The 25,645-nt window shown below is 70.3% G+C and carries 17 protein-coding genes; 12 read left to right on the top strand and 5 right to left on the bottom strand.

Translation table 11 applies throughout. The features are described 5' to 3' along the window. Positions 1-7: 7 nt before the first annotated feature. The 6 genes from mnmA to gatA all read left to right on the top strand — a co-directional run bounded on the left by mnmA (position 8) and on the right by gatA (position 9,133). Complete coding sequence (gene mnmA / locus Adu01nite_RS02020; protein WP_203724476.1) at positions 8-1,120, top strand: tRNA 2-thiouridine(34) synthase MnmA; 1,113 nt, start codon at positions 8-10, stop codon at positions 1,118-1,120. Then, positions 1,113-2,099, top strand: a complete 987-nt coding sequence (locus Adu01nite_RS02015; protein WP_203724475.1) for a methionine synthase — start codon at positions 1,113-1,115, stop codon at positions 2,097-2,099. Before mnmA ends, Adu01nite_RS02015 begins: the two co-directional genes overlap by 8 nt. A 96-nt stretch (positions 2,100-2,195) precedes the next feature. Beyond that, positions 2,196-4,607: an NAD-dependent DNA ligase LigA gene (ligA, locus tag Adu01nite_RS02010; protein WP_203724631.1), complete on the top strand. Its 2,412-nt coding sequence runs from the start codon at positions 2,196-2,198 to the stop codon at positions 4,605-4,607. A 528-nt stretch (positions 4,608-5,135) separates the two neighbouring features. Then, positions 5,136-7,187: a putative bifunctional diguanylate cyclase/phosphodiesterase gene (locus Adu01nite_RS02005; protein WP_203724474.1), complete on the top strand. Its 2,052-nt coding sequence runs from the start codon at positions 5,136-5,138 to the stop codon at positions 7,185-7,187. A gap of 180 nt (positions 7,188-7,367) precedes the next feature. Further along, complete coding sequence (gatC, locus tag Adu01nite_RS02000; protein ID WP_203724630.1) at positions 7,368-7,667, top strand: Asp-tRNA(Asn)/Glu-tRNA(Gln) amidotransferase subunit GatC; 300 nt, start codon at positions 7,368-7,370, stop codon at positions 7,665-7,667. 2 nt (positions 7,668-7,669) lie between these two features. After that, a complete protein-coding gene (gatA, locus tag Adu01nite_RS01995; RefSeq protein ID WP_203724473.1) occupies positions 7,670-9,133 on the top strand; it encodes an Asp-tRNA(Asn)/Glu-tRNA(Gln) amidotransferase subunit GatA in 1,464 nt (487 codons plus the stop codon). 29 nt (positions 9,134-9,162) lie between these two features. Here gatA and Adu01nite_RS01990 read toward each other — a convergent pair whose 3' ends face one another. Next, on the bottom strand, positions 9,163-10,617 hold the full coding sequence (locus Adu01nite_RS01990) for a M1 family metallopeptidase (RefSeq protein WP_203724472.1): 1,455 nt from the start codon (positions 10,615-10,617) through the stop codon (positions 9,163-9,165). 124 nt (positions 10,618-10,741) lie between these two features. Between Adu01nite_RS01990 and gatB the strand changes: the two genes are divergently transcribed. Further along, positions 10,742-12,235: an Asp-tRNA(Asn)/Glu-tRNA(Gln) amidotransferase subunit GatB gene (gatB, locus tag Adu01nite_RS01985; RefSeq protein ID WP_203724471.1), complete on the top strand. Its 1,494-nt coding sequence runs from the start codon at positions 10,742-10,744 to the stop codon at positions 12,233-12,235. A gap of 15 nt (positions 12,236-12,250) precedes the next feature. Here gatB and Adu01nite_RS01980 read toward each other — a convergent pair whose 3' ends face one another. From Adu01nite_RS01980 to Adu01nite_RS01970, 3 genes are all read right to left on the bottom strand, one after another. Beyond that, the gene (locus Adu01nite_RS01980) at positions 12,251-13,894 is read right to left on the bottom strand and encodes a metallophosphoesterase family protein (protein ID WP_203724470.1); all 1,644 of its coding nucleotides are present in this window, start codon (positions 13,892-13,894) and stop codon (positions 12,251-12,253) included. A 49-nt stretch (positions 13,895-13,943) separates the two neighbouring features. Continuing rightward, positions 13,944-15,074 (bottom strand): PQQ-dependent sugar dehydrogenase, encoded by a 1,131-nt coding sequence (locus tag Adu01nite_RS01975; RefSeq protein ID WP_203724629.1) that lies wholly within the window; start codon positions 15,072-15,074, stop codon positions 13,944-13,946. A gap of 89 nt (positions 15,075-15,163) precedes the next feature. Next, positions 15,164-15,538: a PH domain-containing protein gene (locus Adu01nite_RS01970; RefSeq protein WP_203724469.1), complete on the bottom strand. Its 375-nt coding sequence runs from the start codon at positions 15,536-15,538 to the stop codon at positions 15,164-15,166. Positions 15,539-15,722: 184 nt separating this feature from the next. On the opposite strand from Adu01nite_RS01970, the gene Adu01nite_RS01965 reads away from it, so the two are divergent. Beyond that, positions 15,723-18,404 carry a putative bifunctional diguanylate cyclase/phosphodiesterase gene (locus tag Adu01nite_RS01965; RefSeq protein WP_239132066.1) on the top strand — a complete coding sequence of 894 codons (2,682 nt, stop codon included), beginning with the start codon at positions 15,723-15,725 and terminating at the stop codon, positions 18,402-18,404. Positions 18,405-18,440: 36 nt separating this feature from the next. Here the strand turns inward: Adu01nite_RS01965 and Adu01nite_RS01960 are convergent, their stop codons facing one another. Beyond that, positions 18,441-19,451, bottom strand: coding sequence for a LacI family DNA-binding transcriptional regulator (locus Adu01nite_RS01960; RefSeq protein WP_203724468.1), 1,011 nt, complete (start codon positions 19,449-19,451; stop codon positions 18,441-18,443). Between the two features lie 301 nt (positions 19,452-19,752). On the opposite strand from Adu01nite_RS01960, the gene Adu01nite_RS01955 reads away from it, so the two are divergent. From Adu01nite_RS01955 to Adu01nite_RS01940, 4 genes are all read left to right on the top strand, one after another. Then, positions 19,753-21,033 (top strand): ABC transporter substrate-binding protein, encoded by a 1,281-nt coding sequence (locus Adu01nite_RS01955; RefSeq protein ID WP_203724467.1) that lies wholly within the window; start codon positions 19,753-19,755, stop codon positions 21,031-21,033. A 63-nt stretch (positions 21,034-21,096) separates the two neighbouring features. Then, positions 21,097-22,077: a carbohydrate ABC transporter permease gene (locus Adu01nite_RS01950; protein WP_203724466.1), complete on the top strand. Its 981-nt coding sequence runs from the start codon at positions 21,097-21,099 to the stop codon at positions 22,075-22,077. Beyond that, positions 22,074-22,928: a carbohydrate ABC transporter permease gene (locus Adu01nite_RS01945; protein ID WP_203724465.1), complete on the top strand. Its 855-nt coding sequence runs from the start codon at positions 22,074-22,076 to the stop codon at positions 22,926-22,928. Before Adu01nite_RS01950 ends, Adu01nite_RS01945 begins: the two co-directional genes overlap by 4 nt. 23 nt (positions 22,929-22,951) lie before the next feature. Next, complete coding sequence (locus Adu01nite_RS01940; protein WP_203724464.1) at positions 22,952-25,405, top strand: glycoside hydrolase family 2 protein; 2,454 nt, start codon at positions 22,952-22,954, stop codon at positions 25,403-25,405. The last annotated feature ends 240 nt before the right edge of the window (positions 25,406-25,645 follow it).

The raw sequence follows: 25,645 nt of genomic DNA, 5'->3' as shown, positions 1-25,645 counted from the left end.
TTGCGGCATGCGAGTTCTTGCGGCCATGTCCGGCGGTGTCGATTCCGCCGTTGCCGCCGCGCGCGCCCACGACGCCGGCCACGACGTCACCGGGGTGCACCTTGCGCTGGCGCGTAACCCCCAGACCTATCGGACGGGCGCGCGGGGTTGCTGCACGCTGGAAGACTCCCGGGACGCCCGTCGCGCCGCCGACGTGATCGGCATCCCCTTCTACGTCTGGGACATGGCCGACCAGTTCCACGAGAACGTGGTGGACGACTTCGTCGCGGAGTATGCGGCCGGCCGCACCCCCAACCCCTGCCTGCGCTGCAACGAGAAGATCAAGTTCGCCGCGGTGCTGGATCGGGCGGTCGCGCTCGGCTTCGACGCGGTCGTCACCGGCCACCACGCCCGGCTCGGCGCCGACGGCCTGCTGCGCCGCAGCGTCGACCTGCCGAAGGACCAGTCCTACGTGCTCGCCGTGCTCACCCGGGCCCAGCTCGACCGGGCGGTCTTCCCGCTGGGCGACTCGACCAAGGCCCAGGTCCGGGAGGAAGCCGCCGCGCGCGGGCTCGCCGTGGCCGACAAGCCCGATTCGCACGACATCTGTTTTATCGCCGATGGCGACACCAAGGGCTTTTTGGAGCGCAAGCTGGGCTCGGCGCCGGGTGACATCGTCGATTCGCGTACGGGCGAGAAGCTCGGCACCCACAACGGCGCGTACGCGTACACGATCGGCCAGCGCAAGGGTCTCGACCTGCGGGTGCCAGCGCCCGACGGCCGCCCCCGCTACGTCCTGTCGATCACGCCGAAGACCAACACGGTCACCGTCGGCGCCCGCGAGGAGCTCTCCGTCGACACGGTCACCGCGAGCCGGGTGATCTGGCACGACTCGGCCACGCCGGTCGAGTGCGAGGTGCAGCTGCGCGCGCACGGCGAGGTCGTCCCGGCCTCGGTGACGGTGGCCGACGACGCACTGACCGCCCGGCTGCACGAGACGGCCCGGGGGGTGGCGGCCGGCCAGGCGATCGTGGCCTACCGGCGCGACCCGGCCGGCGACATCGTGCTCGGCTCGGCGACCATCACGGCCGGCGTCGCGTCGGCCGACCTGCAAACCTCCGGCGGTGCTGCACGTGCCTGACTTCCCGTGGCCGACCGGCGCGGCCACCGGGATCGGGTCGCTGCCCGGCACCGACATCGTCGAGGCCCAGCGCTTGATCTTCGGCGAGCTGCCCGACCTGCCGCACCTTCCCGAGTTGCCGGACCGCGGGCCGGGCGCCGACATGATCGGCCGTGGCGCCGGGTTCCTGGTGGAGCTGCCGGTGCAGCTCTACGCCGGGCGCTGGCAGATGGCGCCCCGGCCGGGGCAGGATGCGCGGCGCACCGCCGACCTGCTCGAACGCGACCTCGACCAGATGACCGAGCAGGGCAGCGAGTTCGCCGGCACGTTCAAGGTGCAGGCGGCCGGGCCGTGGACCCTGGCGGCGAGCATCGACCTGCTGATCGGCGGGCGGCTGCTGCGTGATCCCGGGGCGGTGCGCGACCTCACCGACTCGCTGGCCGAGGGGCTGCGCCGGCACGTCGAGGACGTGCGTAAGCGGCTGCCGCGGGCGACCGTGCTGTTGCAGCTCGACGAGCCGTCGCTGCCGACCGTGCTGGCCGGGCGGGTGCCGACCGAGAGCGGGCTGGGCTCCTACCGGGCGGTCGACGGGCCCGGGGCGGCCACCGTGCTGCGGACGATCGTCGAGCGCGTGGGCGTACCCGTGGTGGCGCACTGCTGTGCTCCGGACGTACCCCTGCAGGTCTTTCGGGATGCCGGCGCCGCCGCCGTCGCGATCGACCTCTCGCTTGTCAAAGATCTTGATCCGCTCGGTGAGGCGATCGAGGCCGGGGTCGGCCTCTTCGTCGGCGCGGCGGCCACCGCCGGGCCGGCGCCGGACGGGAAGCGGGTGGCCGAGCGGGTGCGCAAGCTGTGGTCCCGGCTGGGGTTCCCGGCGTCCCGCCTGGGCGAACAGGTCGTGGTCACGCCGGCGTGCGGTCTGGCGGGAGCCTCCCCGGCGTACGTTCGGGCCGCGCTGACGGCGTGCCGGGAAGCCGGTCGGCGGCTCGCCGAGGTGTGACGCTGCACCCCTGAAAATGTCGTAGGTGGCGACTACCGTTCCTCCTAGCTCAAGCAGGAGGTTGCGGTGGCCGAGAAGCAGGATGACGTCGAGGAGATGGCCGCCGGCCGGCCGACCCCCGAGCAGGAGGCGGCCGCCGGCAAGGACCCGACGCCCTCGGCCAGCACTCGGCACGCCGAGCTGGCCGAGGAGCTGCGCGGCCACCAATACCGCTATTACGTTCTCGACTCGCCGACCATCTCCGACGCCGACTTCGACCGGATGCTGCGGGAGCTCTCCGCGCTGGAGGAGGAGTTCCCGGCGCTGCGCACCCCCGACTCACCCACCCAGAATGTCGGCGGCACGTTCTCCACGCTGTTCACCCCGGTCGAGCACGCCGAGCGCATGCTCTCGCTCGACAACGTCTTCGACGACGACGAACTGGCCGCCTGGACCGAGCGCACGATCCGCGACGCGGGCGGCCCCACGCCGTTCATCTGCGAGCTCAAGGTCGACGGCCTGGCGATCAACCTGACCTACGAAAAGGGCAAGCTGGTCCGCGGTGCGACCCGCGGCGACGGGCGCACCGGTGAGGACGTCACGTCCAACGTGCGCACCATCCGCGAGATCCCCGAGCGGCTGGCCGGCGACAACCCGCCCGACCTGCTCGAGGTGCGCGGCGAGATCTACTTCCCGGTGTCCGCGTTCGCCGACCTCAACGCGTCGCTGGTCGAGCAGGGCAAGGCGCCGTTCGCCAATCCGCGCAACGCCGCGGCCGGCAGCCTCCGGCAGAAAGACCCGCGGGTCACGGCGTCGCGCGGCCTGCGCATGGTGGTGCACGGCATCGGCGCGCGGGTCGGCTTCACCCCGACGTCCCAGTCGCACGCCTACGAGGCCTTGAAGGCGTGGGGCCTGCCGACGAGCGAGCGGTGGAAGCTGGTCGACGACCTGGCCGGCGTCCGCGACTACATCGCCTACTACGGCGAGCACCGCCACGCCGTCGAGCACGAGATCGACGGCGTGGTCATCAAGATCGACGCGGTGTCGATCCAGGGCCGGCTCGGCTCCACGTCGAGGGCGCCACGCTGGGCCATCGCCTACAAATACCCGCCCGAGGAAGTCACCACCAAGCTGCTCGACATCGCGGTCAATGTCGGGCGCACCGGCCGGGTCACCCCGTTCGCGATTCTCGAGCCGGTGAAGGTGGCCGGTTCCACGGTCGCCCAGGCCACCCTGCACAACGCCCGCGAGGTCGAGCGCAAGGGCGTCCTGATCGGCGACACGATCGTGCTGCGCAAGGCCGGCGACGTGATCCCCGAGGTGCTCGGCCCGGTGATCGACCTGCGCCCCGACGACGCCCGTGCGTTCGTGATGCCCACGCACTGTCCCTCCTGCGGCACCAGGCTGGCGCCGGCCAAGGAGAGCGACATCGACATCCGCTGCCCCAACACCCGCTCCTGCCCGTCCCAGCTGCGCGAGCGCGTGTTCCACCTGTCCAGCCGGGAGGCGCTCGACATCGAGGGCCTCGGCTACAAGGCCGGCCAGGCCCTCCTCGAATCCAAGGTGATCACCGACGAGGGCGACCTGTTCGCCCTGACCGAGGAGCAGCTGCGCCAGTCACCGTTCTTCGTCAACCAGGACGGCAGCCTGGGCAGCAACGCGGTGCGTCTGCTGGAAAACCTGGAGAAGGCCAAGGAACAGCCGCTGTGGCGAGTCCTGGTCGCACTGTCCATTCGCCACGTCGGCCCCACCGCGGCCCAGGCGCTGGCGCGAGAGTTCAGCGCGATGGAAGCCATCGAGCAGATCGTCCAGACCGCCCCGCCGGCAGCGCAGCCTCCCGCCACCGAGACCTCAGCAGAAGGGCTCACCCCTGCGGACGGGCCGATTTCTGAGGAGGCGCCCGCCGGGAAGGGTGCCGTCGCCGGACTCCCGCCCGAGGACGCGTCACTCGAAGAGCCTTCGTCCGGGGCCGCGGTGGTCGGCGTGGCCGGCTCTCCGGATGTTCCGGCCGGCGAGCCTGGTGGCGAAGGGGTTTCGGCCGGCGAAGCCTCGGCCAAGCCGGCGGCTGCGAAGCGTAAGCCGAAGGCCGAGCCCGACCCGCTCTCCTCGGTCGAGGGCGTCGGTCCGACGATCGCCGAGAGCCTGCGCGAGTGGTTCACCGTCGACTGGCATCGCGACATCGTGCGCAAGTGGCACGAGGCCGGCGTGCGGATGGCCGACGAGCGCGTCGACACCGGCCCGCGCCCGCTGGAGGGCATGACGCTCGTGGTCACCGGCACCCTGTCCACCCACTCCCGCGACCAGGCCACCGAGGCGGTGACCTCCCGCGGCGGCAAGGTGAGCGGCTCGGTCTCGAAGAAGACCGCCTTCGTGGTGGTCGGCGAGAACCCCGGCAGCAAATACGACAAGGCCCTGCAACTGAAGGTCCCGGTCCTCGACGAGCAGGGTTTCGCCGTCCTGCTGTCCGACGGCCCGGAGGCCGCCCGCGCGGTGGCGGAGCTGGCACCGGAGCCGACCCCCGAGAGCTGACGCCCACCGCCAAGGCCGAGGCGGCTGGTCCGCCGGCTCGCCGCTTCGGCCGCCGGCATGACCACTGGCGCCCGGCCTTCGATCCGGGGTGCCCGCTCTTTGGCGCCGGATTCTCCGCGCGGGACTTCTGGCTGGTTCGGTTTCGCGCGGGCACCCAGCTCTTTCGCACCGGATCCCCGCGTGGACTTTTGGCTGCTTTCCGCGGTGACTCTTCGGGGGGCCTTGTGTGGCTCTTCCGTGCTTGATATTCCGCGCGGTTGGGCGGAGGGCTGCTGCCGGATTTCCGCTTTCTGGATTGGTGGGGATTTCGGCGGCGATCGGGGGTCGTTTCGGCTTTTGTGCGCCAGCGCGGCCGGGATTGTGGGCGGAATTGTGGGGAATTTTGGGTCACTCGGGAGAGGTAATTTTTGGAGAATGAGCGTTTGGAGTCTTATGCCGATTTGATAACGCCCTAGCCGTTTCGCGGTCAGCGGTCAAAGCGGATCTAGGGTGAAAACCATCGGTTGATCCCGCCAATGTGGAGGTCGCATGGACGACGCACGCGGTCGCGGTCGCGTTGCGGGCGGGCGCGCCGAGAGCGGGCCCACGTCCGTCGGGCGGCGGCGGGCGCTTCTGGTCACCGTGGTGCTTACGGTGGTGGTCGATCTGGTGCTCTGGGGCTGTGCGCCGGGGACCTTCGCGGCGCTGCCGGGGGCCTTCTGGCTCATGGCCGCGCTGGCCGTCGTCGTCGACGCGCGGCCCTATGTGCTGGCTGATCGGCGGTCCAGCTCGGTCATCCTTCCCTCGATCTGCTTCACCTTTGCCATCGCGCTGGCCTGGGGAATCGTCCCGGCGCTGGCGGTGCAGCTGGCCGCCGTCACCGTCGCGGGGGTTCGGATGCGGCAGCCGGCCCGGCGCACGCTGCACCTCGCCGTGCAGCACTCGGTGGCGATCGGCGCGGCGGCGGTGGTCGCGGCCGTCGTGTCGCTGCGGATCGGGCCGCGTCCCGACTGGGACGACGCATTGCTCACCGTGGCCGCGGCCGCGGCCTGGATTCTGGCCCGCTACGGGCTGGCGGCCCTCGTCGCGCGGGCCGGGTCGCACCGGCGGCGCCGGCAGGCCCGCAAGCAGGGCGTCGAAGTGCTGGCCACCGGTGCGCTGCTGCTGCTCGGGCCGGTTGTGCTGGCCACCGCGCAGGTCGGGCTGGCGTTCGTGCCGCTGGTTCTGCTCGCCCTGCACGCGGTGCACCGGATGGTGCGCTCGGCGGGGGAGTCGGAGCGGGCCGCCCGGGTGGATGCGCTGACCGGGCTGCCCAACCGGCGGGCGTTGCAGTCGTCGGTCGGTGAAGGCGGGCGGGAGCGGGCGCTGCTGCTGCTCGATCTCGATCGGTTCCGGGCCGTCAACGACGCTCTCGGGCATCGGGTCGGGGACCGGCTGCTCGTCGAGGTGGGGCGACGGCTGTCCGACGTGGTGCCCGCCCACGACCTGGTGGTGCGGCTGGGCGGCGACGAGTTCGCGGTCCTCGCCAACCGGGTGGACGGAGCGCCCGAGGCCCGGCGGATCGCCTATCACCTGGCCGAGGCGCTGAACCGGCCGTTCGCGCTGGACGGGCTGCCGATCGACGTGACCGCCTCGATCGGCATCGCGCTGCAGAACGCCCCCGACGACGACTGCGCCACCCTGCTGCGTGAGGCCGAAGTGGCGATGTACGACGCCAAGCAGCGCGGCGACCAGGTCGCCGTCTACGGCCCGGATGCCGCCCATCACTCCCCGGACCGGCTGGCCCTGCTGGCCGACCTGCGCCGGGCGCTGCGCGAGGACTCGCCCGACGACGGGATCATGATCTTCTACCAGCCCCAGATCGCCATCGCGACCGGCGAGGTGGTCGGCGTGGAGGCACTGCTGCGCTGGCACCATCCCGAGCGCGGCCTGGTCGGCCCGGAGGAGCTGATCCGGGTGGCCGAGCCCACCCCGGTGATGCGCCTGCTGACCGGGCGGGTGCTGCAGAACGTGGTGGCCCAGCTGGCCACCTGGCGCGAGGCCGGCACCCCGCTGCGGGCGGCGGTCAACGTGAGCGCCCGCGACCTGCACGCCGGCGGCATCGCCGACCGGGTCGACGAGCTGCTGAACAAGTACGACGTCCCCGCCGACCTGCTCCAGCTGGAAATCACCGAGAGCGCCCTGATGGCCGACCCGCACCGGGTGCTCAACACGATCACCCGCCTGGACCGGATGGGCATCGCCATCTCCCTGGACGACTTCGGCACCGGCTACTCATCCCTGCAGCACCTGCGTCGCCTGCCGCTGGCCGAGGTCAAGATCGACCGCTCGTTCGTCCTGGGCATGGCAACCGACCGCGGCGACGCGGCGATCGTCCGCTCGGTGATCGACCTGGCCGAGGCCCTGGGCCTGCGAGCGGTGGCCGAGGGCGTGGAGGACGAACGCACCTGGCGCCTGTTGGCCGCGGCCGGCTGCCACGCCGCCCAGGGTTGGTTCCACGCCCGCCCGATGCCCCCGGCCGACCTGGCCAACTGGCTGGCTCGCTATCGCCCCATCCGCCCCGGCCCGCCCCCGTTGGCCTTGCCCAGCCCGACCCCGTGATCCGCCGAGCCCCACGGGCGGGAGTGGCGGTCGGTGCATGGCGCTGGGGTCCGGCATTCTGGTGTTGATCTTGAAGTTGGGGGGTGCCTGGGGGTGATGTCGCTGTCCCGGCGGGAGGGTGCGGCGGCGGGCGAAATAGACTCGCTCGGTCAGCTTCGGACTCCAGAAAGCAGGGGCATGATGGCCGCCATCTCCCGCGAAGAGGTTGCGCATCTCGCGCGCCTGTCGCGGCTCGCCGTGACCGAGCAGGAACTGGATCAGTTTGCGGGGCAGCTCGACGTGATCCTGCAGTCGGTCGCGCGGGTCGGCGAGGTGGCTGCGGATGACATTCCGCCCACCTCGCACTCGGTGCCGCTGACCAACGTGTACCGCGATGACGTTCCGGTGCCGTCGCTCACGCAGGAGGAGGCGCTGTCCGGCGCTCCCGACGCGTTCGAGGGGCGCTTCCGGGTGCCGCGGATCCTGGACGAGGAGGCCTGAGCATGTCCGATCTGACCAGGATGTCGGCGGTCGAGCTGGCCGGGCGCATCAAGAGCAAGGAAGTTTCGGCGGTTGAGGTGGCTCAGGCTCACCTCGATCGGATCTCTGCCGTCGATGAGCGCGTGCATGCGTTCCTGCACGTCGACGCCGAGGGGGCGCTGGCCGCCGCGGCGCGTGTCGACAAGGGCGAGGTCACCGGGCCGCTGGCCGGCGTGCCGGTTGCGGTCAAGGACGTGATCGCGACCAAGGGCGTGCCCACCACCGCCGCCTCCAAGATCCTTGAGGGATGGCGTCCGCCCTACAACGCGACGATCGTGGACCGGCTGCAGGCGGCCGGCACCGTGATGCTCGGCAAGACCAACATGGACGAGTTCGCCATGGGGTCGTCGACCGAATACTCGGCCTATGGGCCAACCAACAATCCGTGGGATCTCGGGCGCATCCCGGGCGGATCGGGCGGTGGCTCGGCCGCCGCGCTCGCCGCCTACGAGGCTCCGCTGGCGATCGGCACCGACACCGGTGGGTCGATCCGGCAGCCGGGCGCCGTCACCGGCACCGTGGGGGCCAAGCCGACCTACGGCGGCACCTCGCGTTACGGCCTGATCGCCTTCTCGTCGTCGCTGGACACGCCGGGTCCGTGCGCGCGCACCGTCGAGGACGCGGCCCTGCTGCACTCGGTGATCGCCGGGCACGATCCGCGGGACTCGACGTCCATCCCGCAGCCGGTGCCGGACGTGGTGGCCGCGGCCCGGCTCGGCGCCTCCGGCGACCTGACCGGGGTCAAGCTGGGCCTGGTCAAGGAGTTCGCCGGGGACGGCTCCGAGGCGGGCGTCACCGCGGCCTTCCGGGAGTCGCTCGAGGCGCTGGTCAAGCTCGGTGCCGAGGTCGTCGAGGTGTCGTGCCCGAACTTCGAGTACGCGCTGCCGGCCTACTACCTGATCGCGCCGTCCGAGTGCTCGTCCAACCTCGCGCGCTTCGACGGTGTCCGCTACGGGCAGCGGGTCGGCGACGACGGCAACCGGTCGCTCGAGGAGGTCATGTCGCTCACCCGCGACGCCGGCTTCGGGCCGGAGGTCAAGCGGCGCATCATCCTCGGGACGTACGCGCTGTCCAGCGGCTACTACGACGCCTACTACGGGCAGGCACAGAAGGTCCGCACGCTGATCACGCGGGACTTCCAGAAGTCGTTCGAGCAGGTCGACGTGCTGGTCTCGCCGACCACGCCGTTCGTGGCCTTCCCGTTCGGGTCGCGCACCTCCGACCCCTACCAGATGTATCTGGCCGACCTGTTCACCATCCCGACCAACCTCTACGGCGGGCCGGCGATCTCGGTGCCGTGCGGGCTGTCCGAGGGGCTGCCGGTCGGCTTCCAGATCATGGCGCCGACCATGGCCGACGACCGGATGTACCGGGTGGGGGCGGCGCTCGAGTCCGCGGTCGGGACTTTCTCGCCGCCTGCCCTCTGACGTATTGAAACAGGACGACGCCGGGGCCGTTATGGCTTCGGCGTCGTCTTGCTGTCCAGCCAGGTGTTGATCAGCTTGGTGAAGTCTTTGCCGGTCTGCTTGTTGACGAACGCGGTGAACGACGCCCGGGTCTGCTGGCTGCCCTTCTGCGTCTGCACCCAGGCCTTGGCCAGGGCGAAGAACTTGGCGTCACCGAGCGCGTCGTTGAGCTCCTTGAGCATCGCGGCCGGGCACATGTAGACGTTGCTCTCGGCGAAGTTGGCCGCCTTGGGATGGGCCGGCGGGCCGAGCGTCTTGCGGTATTTCGCGTCGTACCTACGTAGGTAGTCCTCGAGGGCCTGGTCGCTGAGGTGGTAGAGCTCCTGGTCCCAGAGGAACTGCGCGTAGGTTGCCCAGCCCTCGTTGAGCCACAGATCGTTCCAGTCGGTCGGCGTCACCGCGTCGCCGAACCACTGGTGGGCGTACTCGTGGAGCAGGTCTTCCTCGAAGGCCGCGGCGTCGAACTTGGTGACCTCCCGGCCCATCGTGATCATCTGCTGGGTCTCCATGCCGGAGGGCGAGTCGACCAGCACGATGCCGCCGGAGGGGAACGGGAACGGTCCGAATCGCTTCTCCAGGAAGGTCAGGAACTTCGGCGACTTCTTCAGCGAGGGCAGCATCCTGGCGTCGGTCTTGTCGCGGTACCAATACGTCAGCGGGATGCCGCGCGGGCCCGTCGCGGTCGCCTTCTTGTATTTTCCGACGGCCAGGGTCTGCAGGTAGGACGCCATCGGGTCGGCGCTGTGGTAGCTGAACGTGGTGCCCTGCTGGGTGGCGGGCGTGCCGGCGGCGATCGCCGACCAGCCGGCCGGGACGGTCACCGCGATGTCGTAGAGCGCCTTGTCGGAGGGCTGATCGTTCGCCGGGTACCACGTGAAGGCGCCGAACGGCTCCTGCATCGTGTAGAGGCCGCCCTCCTTGGTGATGGTCAGGCCGAGCGGCTCGGCGTCGCTGCGGTGCGACGGCATCGGCGTGGTGGCCGGCTTGCCGTGGTAGCCGACGGTGAGCGTGACCGGATTGTCCTTAGTCACCGGGACCGGCACAACGAGACGCTCGGCGGTCACCTTGGCGTCCGGCACGGCGGTGCCGTCGACCGCGACCTTGTCCAGCGTGAACGGCTTGAAGTCGAGATCGATCGAGGCGGCGTCGGCGGCCGGGCGGATCTGCAGCGTGGCCTCGCCGGTGAGGATCTTCGTGCTCGGGGCCCAGGAGAGCTTGAGGTCGTAGTGCAGCACGTCGAGGGCGGCGTTGCCGTGTGCCGGATAGAGCGGGTCCTTCACCGGGGTGGAGGTGCCCTTCGTCCAGGCGGCGTAGTCGATCTTCGGCTTCTCGGCCGCCGACGCTGCGGACGGCGCCGGGGTGCTGGTCGCGGCCGGCTTGTCGCTGCAGCCGGCGACCAGGACGGCCGCGGCCAGGGCTGCGGCCAGGAGCGGGGTGCGGTGCATGGGCCGGACGCTACCCAAATGATCACTCGCTGTGGGGGCAGCCCGAGGTCGGCGAAAATTCTGTCGGTGGGGGCCACTAGGCTTGAGCCCAGAAAGTCACCGGACCAGTCTGGGAGCTCACCGCATGACCACGATCGCCCTGCCGACGTATGAGGACGCCATCGCGCGCTACGAGCCGGTCATCGGCTTGGAGACGCACGTCGAGCTGGGCACACAGACCAAGATGTTCTGCGGCTGCCGCACCGAGTTCGGCGCGGAGCCCAACACCCAGGTCTGTCCGGTCTGCCTGGGCCTGCCCGGCGCGCTGCCGGTGGCCAACCGGGCCGGCATCGAGGCCACCATCCGCATCGGTCTCGCGCTCAACTGCGACATCGCCGCCTGGTGCCGGATGGCCCGGAAGAACTACTTCTACCCGGACATGCCGAAAAACTTCCAGACCTCGCAGTACGACGAGCCGCTGTGCGTCGAGGGCTACGTGGACGTGCAGGTCGACGGCAAGCCCTACCGGATCGGCATCGAGCGGGTCCACCTCGAGGAGGACACCGGCAAGTCGCTGCACGTCGGCGGCGCCACCGGCCGGATCCAGGGCGCGACCGAGTCGCTCGTCGACTACAACCGGGCCGGCATCCCGCTCGTCGAGATCGTCACCAAGCCGGTGCCCGGGCTGGGCGAGCTCGCCCCCGAGGTGGCCAAGGCCTACGTGACCGAGCTGCGCGACATCATCCGCTCGCTCGGCGTCTCCGACGTGCGGATGGAGCAGGGCTCGCTGCGCTGCGACGTCAACACCTCGCTCAACAAGGCGGGCGAGGAGTGGGGCACCCGCACCGAGACGAAGAACGTGAACTCGCTGCGCTCGGTCGAGCGCGCGGTCCGTTCCGAGATCATCCGGCAGGCCGGCCTGCTCGACGTGGGCACCCGCATCATCCAGGAGACCCGGCACTTCCACGAGGACCGCGGCGACACCAGCGCCGGCCGCTCGAAGGAGGAGGCGACCGACTACCGCTACTTCCCCGAGCCCGACCTGGTGCCGATCGCGCCCGACCCGGCGTGGGTGGCCGAGCTCAAGGCGTCCCTGCCGGAGCGGCCGAGCAGCAAGCGGGCCCGGCTGCGTGAGGAGTGGGGGATCAGCGAGACCGACATGCAGTCCGTGGCCAACGCGGGCGCCGTCGAGCTGATCGAGGAGACCATCGCGGCCGGTGCCTCGGCGGCCGGTGCGCGTAAGTGGTGGATGGGCGAGCTGGCCCGCCGCGCCAACGAGACCGGCACCGAGCTCTCGGCCATCGGCGCGACCCCGGCGCAGGTCGCCCAGCTGCAGAAACTGGTCGACGCCGGCAAGATCAACGACAAGCTGGCCCGGCAGGTGCTCGAGGGCGTGGTGGCCGGCGAGGGTGACCCGGCGACGGTCATGGCGGCGCGCGGCCTCGAGGTGGTCAACGACGAGGGTGCGCTGACCGCGGCCGTCGACGAGGCCATCGCGGCCAACCCCGAGATCGCCGCGAAGATCCGCGAGGGCAAGGTGGCGGCGGCGGGTGCGCTGGTCGGCGCGGTCATGAAGACCACGCGAGGCCAGGCGGATGCCAAGGCCGTCCGCGACCTGATCTTGGCGCGCCTTTCCTGACGCAGGGGGCGACGGCTAGCGGCTGGGCTCGGCTGCGGCCGGCGTTGACGGGGTTTCGATGACCTCCGGCTTGGCGCCGACCACGTTTCGCTGCATCTCCACGTTGGATTGGCCGGTGCCGCCCAGCTGGATGTCGTCGTACGCCTTGAGCTGATGATTCTCGTCGAAGTAGAGGACCGACAGGCTCAGCGGCGTCGGATCCTCCTTCTGCAGCCCGCGCAGCCCGGCACCGCCGGTCGAACCCTCCACCATGAGCCGGGTCTGGATCGGTGCCTGGACCGCGGACTGCCCGACCGGCACCGACGGCGACGGGGTCGGTGAGGCCGACGTCTCCGGCTCCGGGGTCGGCTCGGGCAGCAGGCTCACCTCGCGCTTGTGCAGGTGCCCGGCCAGCACCAGCGGCACCACCCCGGACAGCGGCTGCGCCATCGCCGGGTCGTGCACCATCGCGATGTCCACCGGCTTGCCGTGCTGCTCGATCGTGCCGGCCAGCTGATCGCCGGCCATCAGCAGCGGGCTGGTGCTCGGATTCTCGCCGTCTTGCGCGGCCGGGGTCTCGCTCTTGTCCGGGGTGAACTCGGGGTCGCCGATCCCGGCGATGGTCAGCCCTTCGACGGTGATGACCTTGTTGTCCAGGACGATGGCGTTCTTCTGCCGGGCGACCGCGTCCTGGATGGCGGTCGAGTCGTGGTTGCCGCGCACGTAGATGTAGGGCACCCCGACCGACGGGATCGAACTGACGTATCCGGTCTCGGCGCTGCTGCCCCAGTCGACCATGTCGCCGGTGTCGACCACCGCGTCGATTTCGAAGGTCTGCACCACGGTGCGGATCAGGCCCCACGACGACGGGTTGAGGTGCAGATCGCTGACGTGCAGGATGCGGGTGGTGTTGCCGGCCGGCTCGTAGACCGGCAGCGTCGACACCGTGGTGTAGAGGCGGCTCACGTTGCTGACGATCTGTTGCAGCTGGTCCGCGTACCGTCCGTAGTTGTCGGCGATCCGGCGGGCGTCACCGACCACGGCCGGCGCGTTGACCAGCAGGCCTTCGTATCGGGGCTCGGCGATCGAGTCGGGCCGCAGGGTGCCGGCCGCCAGGCCGAGGCTGCCGAGGGTGACGCCGAGCGCGGTCAGCATGGCGCCGGCGACGCGGCGGACGTTCCGGAAGATCAGCGCGGACAGGATCATCGCGCTGAGCACGGCGATGCCCAGCGAGCGCAGGCCGAGCCGCAGGACGCCGCTGCGGACGTCGTCGACCGCATTTTCGCCGGCCGAGCTGATCGCGGCCGGGTCGTCGATCAGGGCTTCGGTGCGGTTCTGGTCGAGCGAGGCCAGGTTGACCTTGAGGTGGATCGGGCCGTCGTGGCTGTCCAGATGCAGCGAGCCGAGCGGTGGGATGTCCACCTCGGTGCCGCCGAAGATCGAGGGGCTGATCGACATCTCGGCCCGGAACGGCCCGACGGCGAGGTCGGCGTGCCCGAACAGCATCGTCCCGATGATCACGCCGCCGATGCTGACCAGGCCGACCGAGGACGCGATGCGCACCCGGGTGGTCCAGCGATGGCGGTAGAAGCGACCGGTGGCCGCGGCGGCGGTGCTCGTGCGCCGACGGACGGTGGACCAGCCGTCGTGGAGACGGCGCGTCCACTGGTGATCGGTCATCGGTGGATCACCTGCCCCATCCCGGCATTCATCAAACGGCTCCGACGTCTCAGCTGCGGCCGGCGCCGCCGGCCGAGAAGACCAGCCGGATGATGCGGTCGTCGTCCGGCCCCGGCTCGCCCCCGTCCTCCTTGTTCGACGTGCTCGCCCACAGCGAGCCGTCCGGAGCCAGGACCAGCGCGCGCAGCCGGCCGTACTCGCCGGCCAGCAGGGACTGCGGGGTGCCCAGGACGGTGCCGTTGGCGGTGACGTTGAGCAGCCAGAGCCGGCGGCCGAGCAGGCAGGCGGTGGCCACCGACTGCTCGACCGGCGCCACGCCCGCGCAGTACGAGTCGGGGATCGGCCAGGTCTGCAGCGGGTTGGTGAACTTCGGGTCGGTGCCGGCCCCGTCGACCTTGGCCCAGCCGTAGTTCTTGCCCTTTTCGATCACGTTGAGCTCGCCGAACTTCGGTTGGCCGTTGTCCGACGCGTACATCCGCTTGGCGCTGTTCCACATCATGCCCTGCACGTTGCGGAACCCGGAGGCCCAGACCAGGGAGTCCTTCACCGGATTGTCCGGGACGGCCTTGCCGGCCGTGGTCATCCGCAGGATCTTGCCGCCCAGGCTCTTCGGATTTTGCGCGAGCGTGCCGTTGGTGGCGTCGCCGGTGCCGGCGTAGAGGTAGCCGTCCGGACCGAAGGCCAGCGCGCCGCCGTTGTCGTCGCGGGAGCGCGGGATGCCGGTCACGATCGGCGTCAGCGCGCCCTTGAGCACCAGCTTGCCGATCCGGTTGTCCTTCGCGGTCGAGTAATACACGAAGACGGTCTTGTCGGTGTCGTATTTCGGGGAGACGGCGATGCCGAGCAGTCCGCCGTCGCCGGACGGCTGCACCTCGGCCAGCTTCTGCACCTCGGTGACGGCCGGGCCGTTCGCGTCGGTCGTCGGGCCGACCTGCAGGATCCGGCCGGTGTCCCGCTCGGTGACCAGGGCGCCGCCGCCGGGCAGGAACGCCATGCCCCACGGGATCGCCAGGCCCTTCGCGATCACGGTGACCGCGACCTCCTGATCGCCCTCGCTCTGGCTCGGGAACGACAGCGACGGGGTCGGCAGGTTGGGCGGGCTGCCCTGCTGGTCGGGATCGGGCGGTCCGAAGCTGCACGCCGTGGTGAGCGCCAGCACGGCACCGAGCGACACGGCCATGGCCCGGGCCCGGCGGGAACGCACGATCACGCGACCTCCTCGTTCTGACGCCCCCAGGGTAGCGGCGCTACCTGGAAACCCTCGGGAGATCACTCCGGGTTGGTGATCTCCTGTTTTCCGGCGGCGAGGACGCGCGGGAGATTGGCCTTGGTCACGCCGGTCAGCCGGATCATGTTGCCGTTGTCGAGCAGCGCCGAGACCTGCCCGGACGGGTCGGGCGCCAGCTCGGAGATCCGCTGCCAGGGCACCCGGGTGCTGCCGACCAGAGCCTTGACCCGCAGCTCGTCGGCGTAGACGTCGGTGCCGGCCCGCCACGCCCAGACGAACGCGGCGGTCGGCAGCAGCAGGACCGGGGTCCACTCCCACCCGGCGCCGGCGAGCGGAACCGTGCCGACGAACGCGATCACGGCGGCGACCAGGAGTGCGCCGGTCTTGCGGACGCGAAGGAGGGGCTTGTTACTCACCCGGGCATTGTCCCATCCATGCTCTGAGCGGCCGGGGCAGGTAACGGTTGTCCACAGGCGACGATCTGTTCGTGCAGCGGCACCGGCCCGGCCGTAACCTGTTCGAGGGACGGTCGTTGATCCGAGGCAACACTCCCTGTTCAGCTGTTCACCCCTGTCCGAATGGCTCAAAGGATCCGTCGACGTGGCTGTGCAACCCCCCGTGCACGCCCGGCCCACCGACCGGGCAACCTTTCTCGGCGTCCCCGCGGTCGCGGTGGTCGTGCTGCTCGCGGGCGTCCTCGGCTGGACCCCGCCGGCGGTCGCGCTGGCCATCGGCATCGGCGGCACCGGCCTGTGGGCCGGCATCCACCTGATTCGCGCCGCCTACGAGATCCACCACCACGACGGCACGGTCGTCGCCTGCCGCGGCGCCGGGTTCGTCGGCCTCGGCTCGCTGGCCACCGCCCTCACCGCGATGGTCCCGCTCTGGGGCCCGCCGTCGATGGGCGTCTGGGCCACATCGGCGTACGCCGTGGTGGTCGTCCTCTTCTCCGCGGGCGTGCTGTTCCTCCCCGGCCGGCCCGACAAGTGGCAGGTGCGCATCCGGCGGGCCTTCGACGGCGCCGGCCTGGGCGTGAGCCTGGCCTTCGCGGGCTACCTGATCCCGGTCGTCAGCCACCCGCACCTGGTCATCCTGCCGGCCATCCTGGTCGGTGCGGTCGGCATCTCGATCACCGTGGTGGCGGTGCTGCGCGGCCGCCCGCATCGGCTGCCCTCGGTGCGCTGCGGGGTCGGCGTGGTGATCGCGCTGCTGGCCCTCGGGGTGATCGTCGCGATGGCCACGCTCGGCGCGGGCGGCACCGCGCTGCCGGTGATCGGCCTGCCGATCGTGGCCGGGCTGACCGCGATGGCCGACGGCGGCAGCCGCCGTGGCCTGCCGCCGGCCCCGGCCGAGCCGCGTAACCCCGACCAATATCTCGCGAGCTACCCGCTGCTGGCCGTCCCGGCCGGGGTGGGCGTGGTGGCCGCGCTCTGGCACCTGATCACCGTGCGCGCCTTCGACACCACCGGCGTCATCCTCGGCATCGGCATGGTCGCCGTGCTGGTCATGCGCGAGCTGCTGGTGGTCCGGGACATCCGGCGCTACGCGGGCCAGCTGCAGACCGCCGAGGCGCACTTCCGCTCGCTGGTGGCCGGCGCGACCGACCTGACCCTGGTGCTCGACGAACGGCTGCGCATCCGCTGGCAGTCGCCGGCCGCGTCCCGGCTGTTCGGCCTCACCGACGACGAGGTGGTGGGCCGGGCGTTCCGCGACCTCATCCACCCCGACGACGTGGCCGACGCCCAGGCGACGATCGACTCGGTGCTGGCCGGCGAGCACGGGGCCGGCGAGCACGGGGCCGGCGAGCACGGGGCCGGCGATCCTGCGGCCGGCGAGCATGCGGTCGGGCCGCCCGCGCTGATCAGCGCCCGGTTGCGGGACGGCGCCGAGCTGTGGCGCGACACCGAGTCGACGATCTCCGACCAGCGCTCGGTGCCCGAGGTGGCGGCGCTGGTGGTGCACGTGCGCGACGTCGGCGAGCGCCGGCATCTGGAGCGCGCGCTGCACAAGTTGTCGTACACGGATCAGCTCACCGGCCTGGCCAACCGGCGGGCGCTGATGCGTGACCTGCTGGCCCACCGGCGCCGGGCCGGCCAGCAGGGCACCCTGCTGGTGATCGACCTGCACGGGCTGGCCGAGATCAACGACAGCCGCGGCCGGGAGGTCGGCGACACGGTGCTGGTCGAGGTGGGCCGCCGGATCAAGACCCTGCTGCGGGACGAGGATGTGGCGGCCCGGCTGGGCGGCGACGAGTTCGCGGTCCTGACCGCGGACGGCGCGGTGCAGGCCTATGCGATGGCCATCCGGATCGCCGGGTCGATCGCCGAGCCGCACCAACTGCCGGGCGCGATCGTCGAGGTGCACACCAGCATCGGGCTGGCCGAGCTGGCCGGCGGGGGCGACTCGGACGAGGTGCTGCGGCACGCCGACCTGGCCCGTAAGCGGGCCCGCCAGCTGGGCCTCGACCGGGTGGAGTGGTACGACCCGGATGTCGAGATGAAGCTCAACCGCCGGATGGAGCTGGAGCAGCAGCTGCTCGGCGCGATCGAGCGCGGCGAGCTCGACCTGGTCTTCCAGCCGGTGGTCGACCTGCGCGACGACCAGCCGGTCGGGGTCGAGGCGCTGCTGCGCTGGCGGCACCCCGATCTCGGCACGATACTGCCGGCCGAGCTGCTGCCGATCGCCCGCGCGGTGGGCATCACCGCCGAGATCGACGAGTGGGTGCTCGATGCCGCGTGCAAGCACCTGACCGCCTGGTCGACCGGGGAGAACGGCTTCTGGCTGTCGGTCAACGTGTCGCCGCGCGAGCTGCTCACGGCCCGTTTCCCGGACCGGGTGGCGGCGGCCCTGCGGCGGTATGGTCTGGCGCCGGAGCGGCTGGTGGTCGAGGTGGCCGAGGACTGGATCGCCGAGGACGTGCCGGCGATCGTGGCGTCGCTGTCCGGGCTGCGCAAGCTGGGGGTGCGGGCCGCGCTCGACGACTTCGGCGCCGGCCAGGCGTCGCTGTCCCACCTGCGCCGTCTGCCGGTCGACATGCTCAAGCTGGACGCCTCCCTGGTCAACACGTCGTCGGAGGCATCGGCCGGCGGTCCCGCGATCATCGACGTGGTGGTCAGCCTGGGCCGGCGCCTCGGGTTGGAGATCGTCGCCAAGGGCCTGGAGTCGCGGGAGCAGTGCCACCGGGCCGCGAAGGCGGGCTGCCTCTACGGCCAGGGTTTCGCGCTGGGCCGCCCGGCGCCGGCCGAGCGCATCGAGGCCTATCTGGAGAGCCACCGCGCCTGACTGTGCGTGACGACCGATGAGCCTGATTACCGAACGTCAGCGCGGTGGGGCGGTGCTTCCGCGGGGTGTCAGGTGGGCGGTGCCGGCCTCGACGTTGGTGACCTGCTTGCCGTCGATGGAGGCGAGCAGCTCGCGGGCGGCGTGCGCGCCGTATTCCGCGATGTCGCGGGTCAGGGCGGTCAGCGGCGGGTGCACGAGACTGCACAGCGGTGAGTCGTCCCAGGCCACGATGGACAGATCGCCCGGCACGGCCAGGCCCATCTCCTGCGCAACGGCCAGACCGGCCACCGCCATCACGTCGTTGTCGTAGATGATCGCGGTCGGCCGGGCGGTGTCGATGAGCAGCCGGCGGGTGGCCCGGCTGCCCTCCTCGCCGGTGTAGTCGGACGGGATGGTGACCGCCTCGAGCCCGAGCGAGTCGCAGATGTCGTTGAACGCCCGGGTGCGGGTCTGGGTGTGCAGCAGGCCGGGCAGGCCACTGACCCGGGCGATCCGCCGGTGACCGAGCGCAACCAGATAGCGCACCGCCTCGGTGATCGCGCCGGCGTCGTCGGACCAGATCTGGGCGATGTCGCCGGTCTCGCCGGGGCCGCCGATCACCACCGCGGGCAGCTGCAGCTGTTGCAGGACCGGGATGCGGATGTCGTTTTCCCGGAGGTCGGTGACGATCACGCCGTCGATCCGGCGCTCGCCCCACCACCGGCGGTAGACCTCCACCTCGAGCTCGGGGGTGGCCACCACCTGCAGGGTCAACGCGTACGACCGGGCCGAGAGCTCGGCCTCGAAACCGCTGATCAGGCCCATGAACCAGGGCTCGATGCCGAGGATGCGGGCCGGCCGGCACAGGGTGAGCCCGACGGCTCGTGCACTGGCACCGGACAGCGCCCGAGCAGCACTGTTCGGGTTGAATCCGATTTCCTGGGCGATGGCAACGATGCGCTGCCGCGTCGCTTCGGAGACTCCGGGCTGTCCGTTCAGCGCGTACGAGACGGCGCCCTTGGACACGCCCGCCCGCCGCGCGATGTCGGCGATCGTGGGCCGCTTCACTCGGTCTCCCTCTGACTTTCCGGCTGAAGCTTACCGGCCGACCAAATCGGTAGAGCGCTCTCACACAGCCGCGCCGCGAACTGAACAAGCGTCGATGGGGTGGCTTGATCGGTTAAGTGTTACGGGACACATGGCAGTTTGTAAACGCCGATCGCCATCAAAGTCCGATTCGTCCTACTTAACGGTCACTGACAACGTTGGGAAATCAACCCTGTAACACGCTATTGACAGTCATCGAGGTGGGGCTTAGCGTCACCACAACTTACCCGGTTCAGTAAATTCTCTCCTCTGTGGAGGCGTCATGAAAAACCTTGCCAAGGGCGGCCTGGCGGCAGCGGCCGCGGCAGCGCTGCTCGTCAGCGGCTGTAGCGGACAGAGCCTGGAGGGCGGCGGCGACAAGGGCGCGTCGGCCGGCACCGTGACCCTGAAGATCGCGTTCTGGGGCGACATGGGCCTGGACAAGCTCAAGACCCAGTACGAGGCGGCGCATCCCAACGTCAAGATCGTGCTCAACTCGGGCGAGTACAACGCTCAGCACGAGGACCTGCAGAAGAAGCTGGTGGCCGGCTCCGGCGCCCCGGACATCTCGGCCATCGACGAGGGCTTCATCGTTCAGTTCCGCAGCCAGGCCGACAAGTTTGTCAACCTCCTCGACAAGGGTGGCGCGGAGTACGAGTCGAAGTACCTGCCCTGGAAGTGGAAGCAGTCGATGTCCGCCGACGGCAAGCAGATCGGCCTCGGCACCGACGTCGGCGGCCTGGCCATGTGCTACCGCACCGACCTGTTCCAGAAGGCCGGCCTGCCCACCGACCCCGCCGCGGTCAGCAAGCTCTGGCCCGACTGGAACTCGTTCATCGACGTCGGCAAGCAGTACGTCGCCAAGAGCGGCGGCAAGAAGTTCGTCGACTCCGGCACGAACCTGTTCAACCCGGTGATCGCCCAGCAGCCGGTCGGCTTCTACGACGAGTCCGAGAAGCTGCAGATGGACGGCGGCCCCAAGGTCGCGTTTGACGTCGCGACCAAGGCGATCGACGCCGGCCTCTCCGCCAACCTGGCCAGCTTCCAGCCGAACTGGGACCAGGGCTTCAAGAAGGACCAGTTCGCGGTCCTGGCCTGCCCGGCGTGGATGCTCGGCCACATCCAGGACACCGCGCCCGAGCAGAAGGGCAAGTGGAACATCGCGGCCATCCCCGGCGGCGGCGGTAACTGGGGCGGTTCGTGGTGGACCATCCCGTCGCAGGGCAAGAACGTCGACGCCGCGGCCGACTTCGTGAAGTGGCTGGTCGCGCCGGAGCAGCAGATCGAGGTCTTCAAGACCGTCGGCAACCTGCCGTCGCAGCCGGCCCTCTACAAGGACCCGGCGGTGCTGGACTACAAGAAGGAGTTCTTCACCAACGCGCCGACCGGTCAGATCTTCGCGGCCACCGCGGAGAGCCTGAAGCCGCAGTACCTCGGCAAGAAGGCCGGCCCGACCCGCGTCGCGGTGGAGAGCGTGATCACCCAGGTTCAGCAGGGCAAGCTGAAGTCCGCCGACGCCTGGGCGGCAGCGGTCAAGGAAGCCGAGAAGGCTGCCAACTCCTAATTTTCCGAACGCATGACGGCGGGGCGGCGTATGCCGCCCCGCCCTTCCACCGTAGGAGTGGCCGTGTCCCTCACCCAGCTCAGGCCGCCGCCGCAGCACGCGGCGCCGTCGCCCAAACCGAGCCGGGCCAAGCTGTGGCTCTACCGGTTCGACACGAAGGCAACCCCGTACGTTTTCATCGCGCCGTTCTTCATCATCTTCACGATCTTCGGGCTGTTCCCGATCGTCTACAACGGCGTCGTCTCGCTGCGGACCTGGCGGCTGACCGAGCCGGACAAGGACGGCTGGGCCGGCTTCGCGAACTTCAGCCGGCTGTTCAGTGACTCCGACTTCTGGAACGCGCTCTACAACACGTTCGGCATCTTCGTCCTGTCGACCGTGCCGCAGCTGCTCGCGGCGCTGATCATCGCCAACCTGCTGAACCGCAAACTGCGCGGGCAGGCGTTCTGGCGGATCGGCATCCTGCTGCCGTACCTGACCCCGGTGGTTGCCTCGACGCTGGTGTTCGCGGTGTTCTTCTCTCGGGACAGCGGCATGGCCAACTGGTTCCTCTCGCTGGTCGGTTTCGGTCAGGAGCAGCCGCTCGACTGGCGCGCGGCGAAGTGGAGCAGCTGGATCGCCATCGCCACCATGGTCAACTGGAAGTGGATCGGCTACAACGCGCTGCTCTACCTGTCCGCGATGCAGTCGATCCCGAAGGACATCTACGAGGCGGCGTCGGTCGACGGCGCCGGGCCGTGGCGTCAGCTCTGGCGGATCACCGTGCCGATGATCCAGCCGGTCGTGGTGTTCACCGTGATCCTGTCGACCATCGGCGGGCTACAGCTGTTCAACGAGCCGATGATGTTCGACGAGAACCCGCAGTCGGCCGGTGGCGGCTCCGCACACCAGTTTCAGACCATCGCCCAGCTGATCTACAAGGTCGGCTGGAAGGACCTCAACCTCGGGTACGCCGCCGCGATGTCCTGGGCCCTGTTCCTGATCATTCTGATCGTCGCCGGCATCAACGCCCTGCTCACCAAGCGCATCGGAGGGGACCGGTGACCACGTTCGTGAACCGGGCGCCACAGGACACCCGTGGCAACTGGAAGACGTACCTCGGCCTCTCGCTGGTTTTGATCTTCTCGGCGTTCCCGGTCTACTGGATGTTCGTCATCGCGACGAGTACCGATGCGGCCGTCACGCAGATCCCGCCGTCGGTGATCCCCGGCGGCGAGCTGTTGAACAACCTGAACGAAGTCTTCACCATGAATGACGTCTACTTCACGGCGTCGCTGATCAACAGCTTCGTCGTGTCCTCGGTGATCACCGCGTCGACGCTGTTCTTCTGCTCGCTGGCCGGCTTCGCCTTCGCGAAGCTGCGCTTCCCGGCCCGCAACGCGCTGATGTTCGTGGTGATCCTGACCCTCACCGTGCCCAACCAGCTCGGCGTGGTCGCCCTCTACATCCTGATGGGCAAGATCGGCTGGAACGGCACCCTGCTCGCGGTCATCGCCCCCGGCCTGGTCAGCGCGTTCGGCGTCTTCTACATGCGGCAGTTCATCGGGCACGCGGTGCCGGACGAGCTGGTCGAGTCGGCCCGGATCGACGGCGCGATGACCCTGCGGGTCTACTGGAGCATCGTGCTGCCGGCGATCCGCCCGGCCCTCGCGGTGCTCGGCCTGCTCACCTTCGTGATGGCCTGGAACGACTTCCAGTGGCCGTTGATCACGCTGAACGGCACCGATTTCCCGACATCGATGGTCGCGCTGAGTGACCTGGCCAGCGGCAACTATGTGATCTACCGCCGAGTGCTGGCCGGCGCCTTTGTGGCTACCGTTCCCTTGATCGTTCTGCTGCTCATCGGCGGCCGGCAGATCGTCCGAGGGATCATGGAAGGCGCAGTCAAGTCCTGATTTTCCGTTTTTAAGGGAGCAAAGTGAACCACCTGCACAACGGCTGGACCATCTCCGGCGGCGATGTCAGCGACCTGCCGGCGAACGTGCCCGGGTGTGTGCACACCGCCCTGCTCGCGGCCGGCCGGATCGAAGATCCGTACCTGGACGAGAACGAGACGAAGCTGGCCTGGATCGGGCGCACGTCGTGGGAGTACGCGACGACGTTCACGCCCGAGCTCGGCGCGCCGCGGATCGACCTCGTCTGCGCCGGCCTCGACACGGTCGCCACGATCGAGCTGAACGGCCGGGAAGTCGGCCGCACCGCCAACATGCACCGCGGCTACCGCTTCGACGTGCGCCCGTTCCTCACCGAGGGCACCAACTCCCTGAAGATCAAATTCGACAGTCCTTATGTGTACGCCGAGGACGTGCGCTCCCACCTGGGTGACCGGCCGAACGCGTACGCCGAGCCGTTCAACTTCATCCGGAAGCAGGCCTGCAACTTCGGCTGGGACTGGGGTCCGACCCTGGTCACGTCCGGGATCTGGCAGCCGATCGGCCTGCACTCGTGGTCGGTGGCCCGGCTGGCCGAGGTCCGCCCCCAGGCGACGGTGGCGGCCGACGGGACCGGCCGGGTCGAGGTGCGGGTGCGACTCGAGCGGGCGGCCGAGGAACCGGTGACCATCACCGCCTCGGTCGCCGGTCGGCGCGCCCAGGCCACCGTCGACGGCATCGAGGCCCTGCTCATCCTCACCGTCGACGACCCGGAACTGTGGTGGCCGCGCGGCTTCGGCGACGCGGTGCTGCACGACCTCGACGTGGCGGTGTCCACGGCCGGCGGCGAGCAGCTCGACTCGTGGCACCGGCGGATCGGGTTCCGCAAGGTGCGGGTCGACACCGCCGGCGACGCGTTCACCCTGTTCGTCAACGACGTGCCGATCTTCGTGCGCGGGGTCAACTGGATCCCCGACGACGTCTTCGCCGACCGGATCACCCGCGCCCGCCTGCACGACCGTTTCGTCCAGGCGGCCGACGCCAACGTCAACTTCCTCCGGGTGTGGGGCGGTGGCCGCTACGAATCCGAGGACTTCTACGAGCTCGCCGACGAGATGGGCTTCCTGGTCGGGCAGGACTTCCTGTTCGCCTGCGCGGCCTACCCGGAAGAGGAGCCACTGGCCGCCGAGGTCGAGGCCGAGGCCCGGGAGAACGTGGTCCGGCTCAGCTCGCACCCGAGCCTGGTGCTGTGGACCGGCAACAACGAGAACATCTGGGGTCACGAGGACTGGGACTGGAAGGCGCCGCTGGCCGGCCGCACCTGGGGTGCCGGTTACTACTTCGACCTGCTGCCCCGGATCGTCGCCGAGCTCGACCCGTCCCGTCCGTACTGGCCGGGCAGCCCGTACTCCGGTGACCAGAACCGGCACCCGAACGACCCGGCCGCCGGGACGACCCACATCTGGGACGTGTGGAACACCGACGACTACACGAAGTACGCCGCGTACCGGCCGCGGTTCGTCGCCGAGTTCGGCTTCCAGGCCCCACCGGCGTACGCGACATTGAAGCGCGCCCTCTCCGACCACCCGCTCGCCCCCGACTCACCCGGGATGGCGCACCACCAGAAGGCGATCGGCGGCGACCAGAAACTCGAACGCGGTCTCGCCAACCACCTGCCGGCCCCCGGCGACTTCGACGACTGGCACTACCTGACCCAGCTCAACCAGGCGCGCGCGGTCGCGTTCGGCATCGAGCACTTCCGGTCGCTGCGTCCACTGTGCATGGGCAGCATCATGTGGCAGCTGAACGACTGCTGGCCGGTCACGTCGTGGGCGGCGGTCGACGGCGACGCGCGCAAGAAGCCGCTGTGGTACGCCATGCGCGACGCGTACGCGGATCGCCTGCTGACCCTGCAGCCCCGCGCCGCCGCCGCGCCGGTCGCCGGCGGCCCCGACCCGGTCGACCAGGGCGAGATCTTCACCGCGCCCGGCGCCCCGGCCCTGATCGCGGTCAACGACGGCCGCACGCCGTGGGCCGTCGACGCGACCGTGACCCGCCGCAACCTGAACGGCGACGTCCTGGCCGCGTCGTTCCTGACCGCCACGGTCGCCCCGGGCAGCGCGGTGACCATCCCGCTCCCCACCGACCTGACCACCCCCGGCGACCCGGCGACCGAGCTGGTGGTGGCCGAGTCCGGCGACGACCGCACGTGGTGGTTCTTCGCCGAGGACAAGGACATCGCCTGGCCGGCCCCGGCCTTCACCACCGAGGTGACCGAGGAGGACGGGTCCACCAAGGTCGCGGTGACGGCCACGTCGATCCTGCGCGCGCTGACCCTCTACCCGGACCGCCTCGACCCGTCGGCCGAGACGGACCGGGCCGGCGTGACACTGCTGCCGGGCGACACGGTGACCTTCACCGTGACGTCCGACCGCCCGCTCGACGAGAAGGCCCTGACCACCCGGCCGGTGCTGCGCTGCGTCAACGACATCACGAATTGACCAACCCGTCCGCCTGTCCCGCCCGCCTTGTCCCGTCCGCCTGTCCCGTCCGCAACGGCTCCACCCCGCGCTCGGTCGCAAGAGCCGCCCAATTTCCAGAGAGCCGGGCACTCCGACGATCTCGGAAGCCCCGCATTTCTTGAAATTGGGCCAGCACGGCCGGCCTGGGCCAGCACGGCCGGCCTGGGCCAGCACGGCCGGCCTGGGCCAGCACGGCCGGCCTGGGCCAGCACGGCCGGC

The sequence above is a fragment of the Paractinoplanes durhamensis genome (genome assembly GCF_016862175.1).
Lineage (GTDB): Bacteria > Actinomycetota > Actinomycetes > Mycobacteriales > Micromonosporaceae > Actinoplanes > Actinoplanes durhamensis.
Note: the sequence above shows the minus strand (reverse complement) of the source record. Positions and strands in the feature narration are given on the sequence as shown.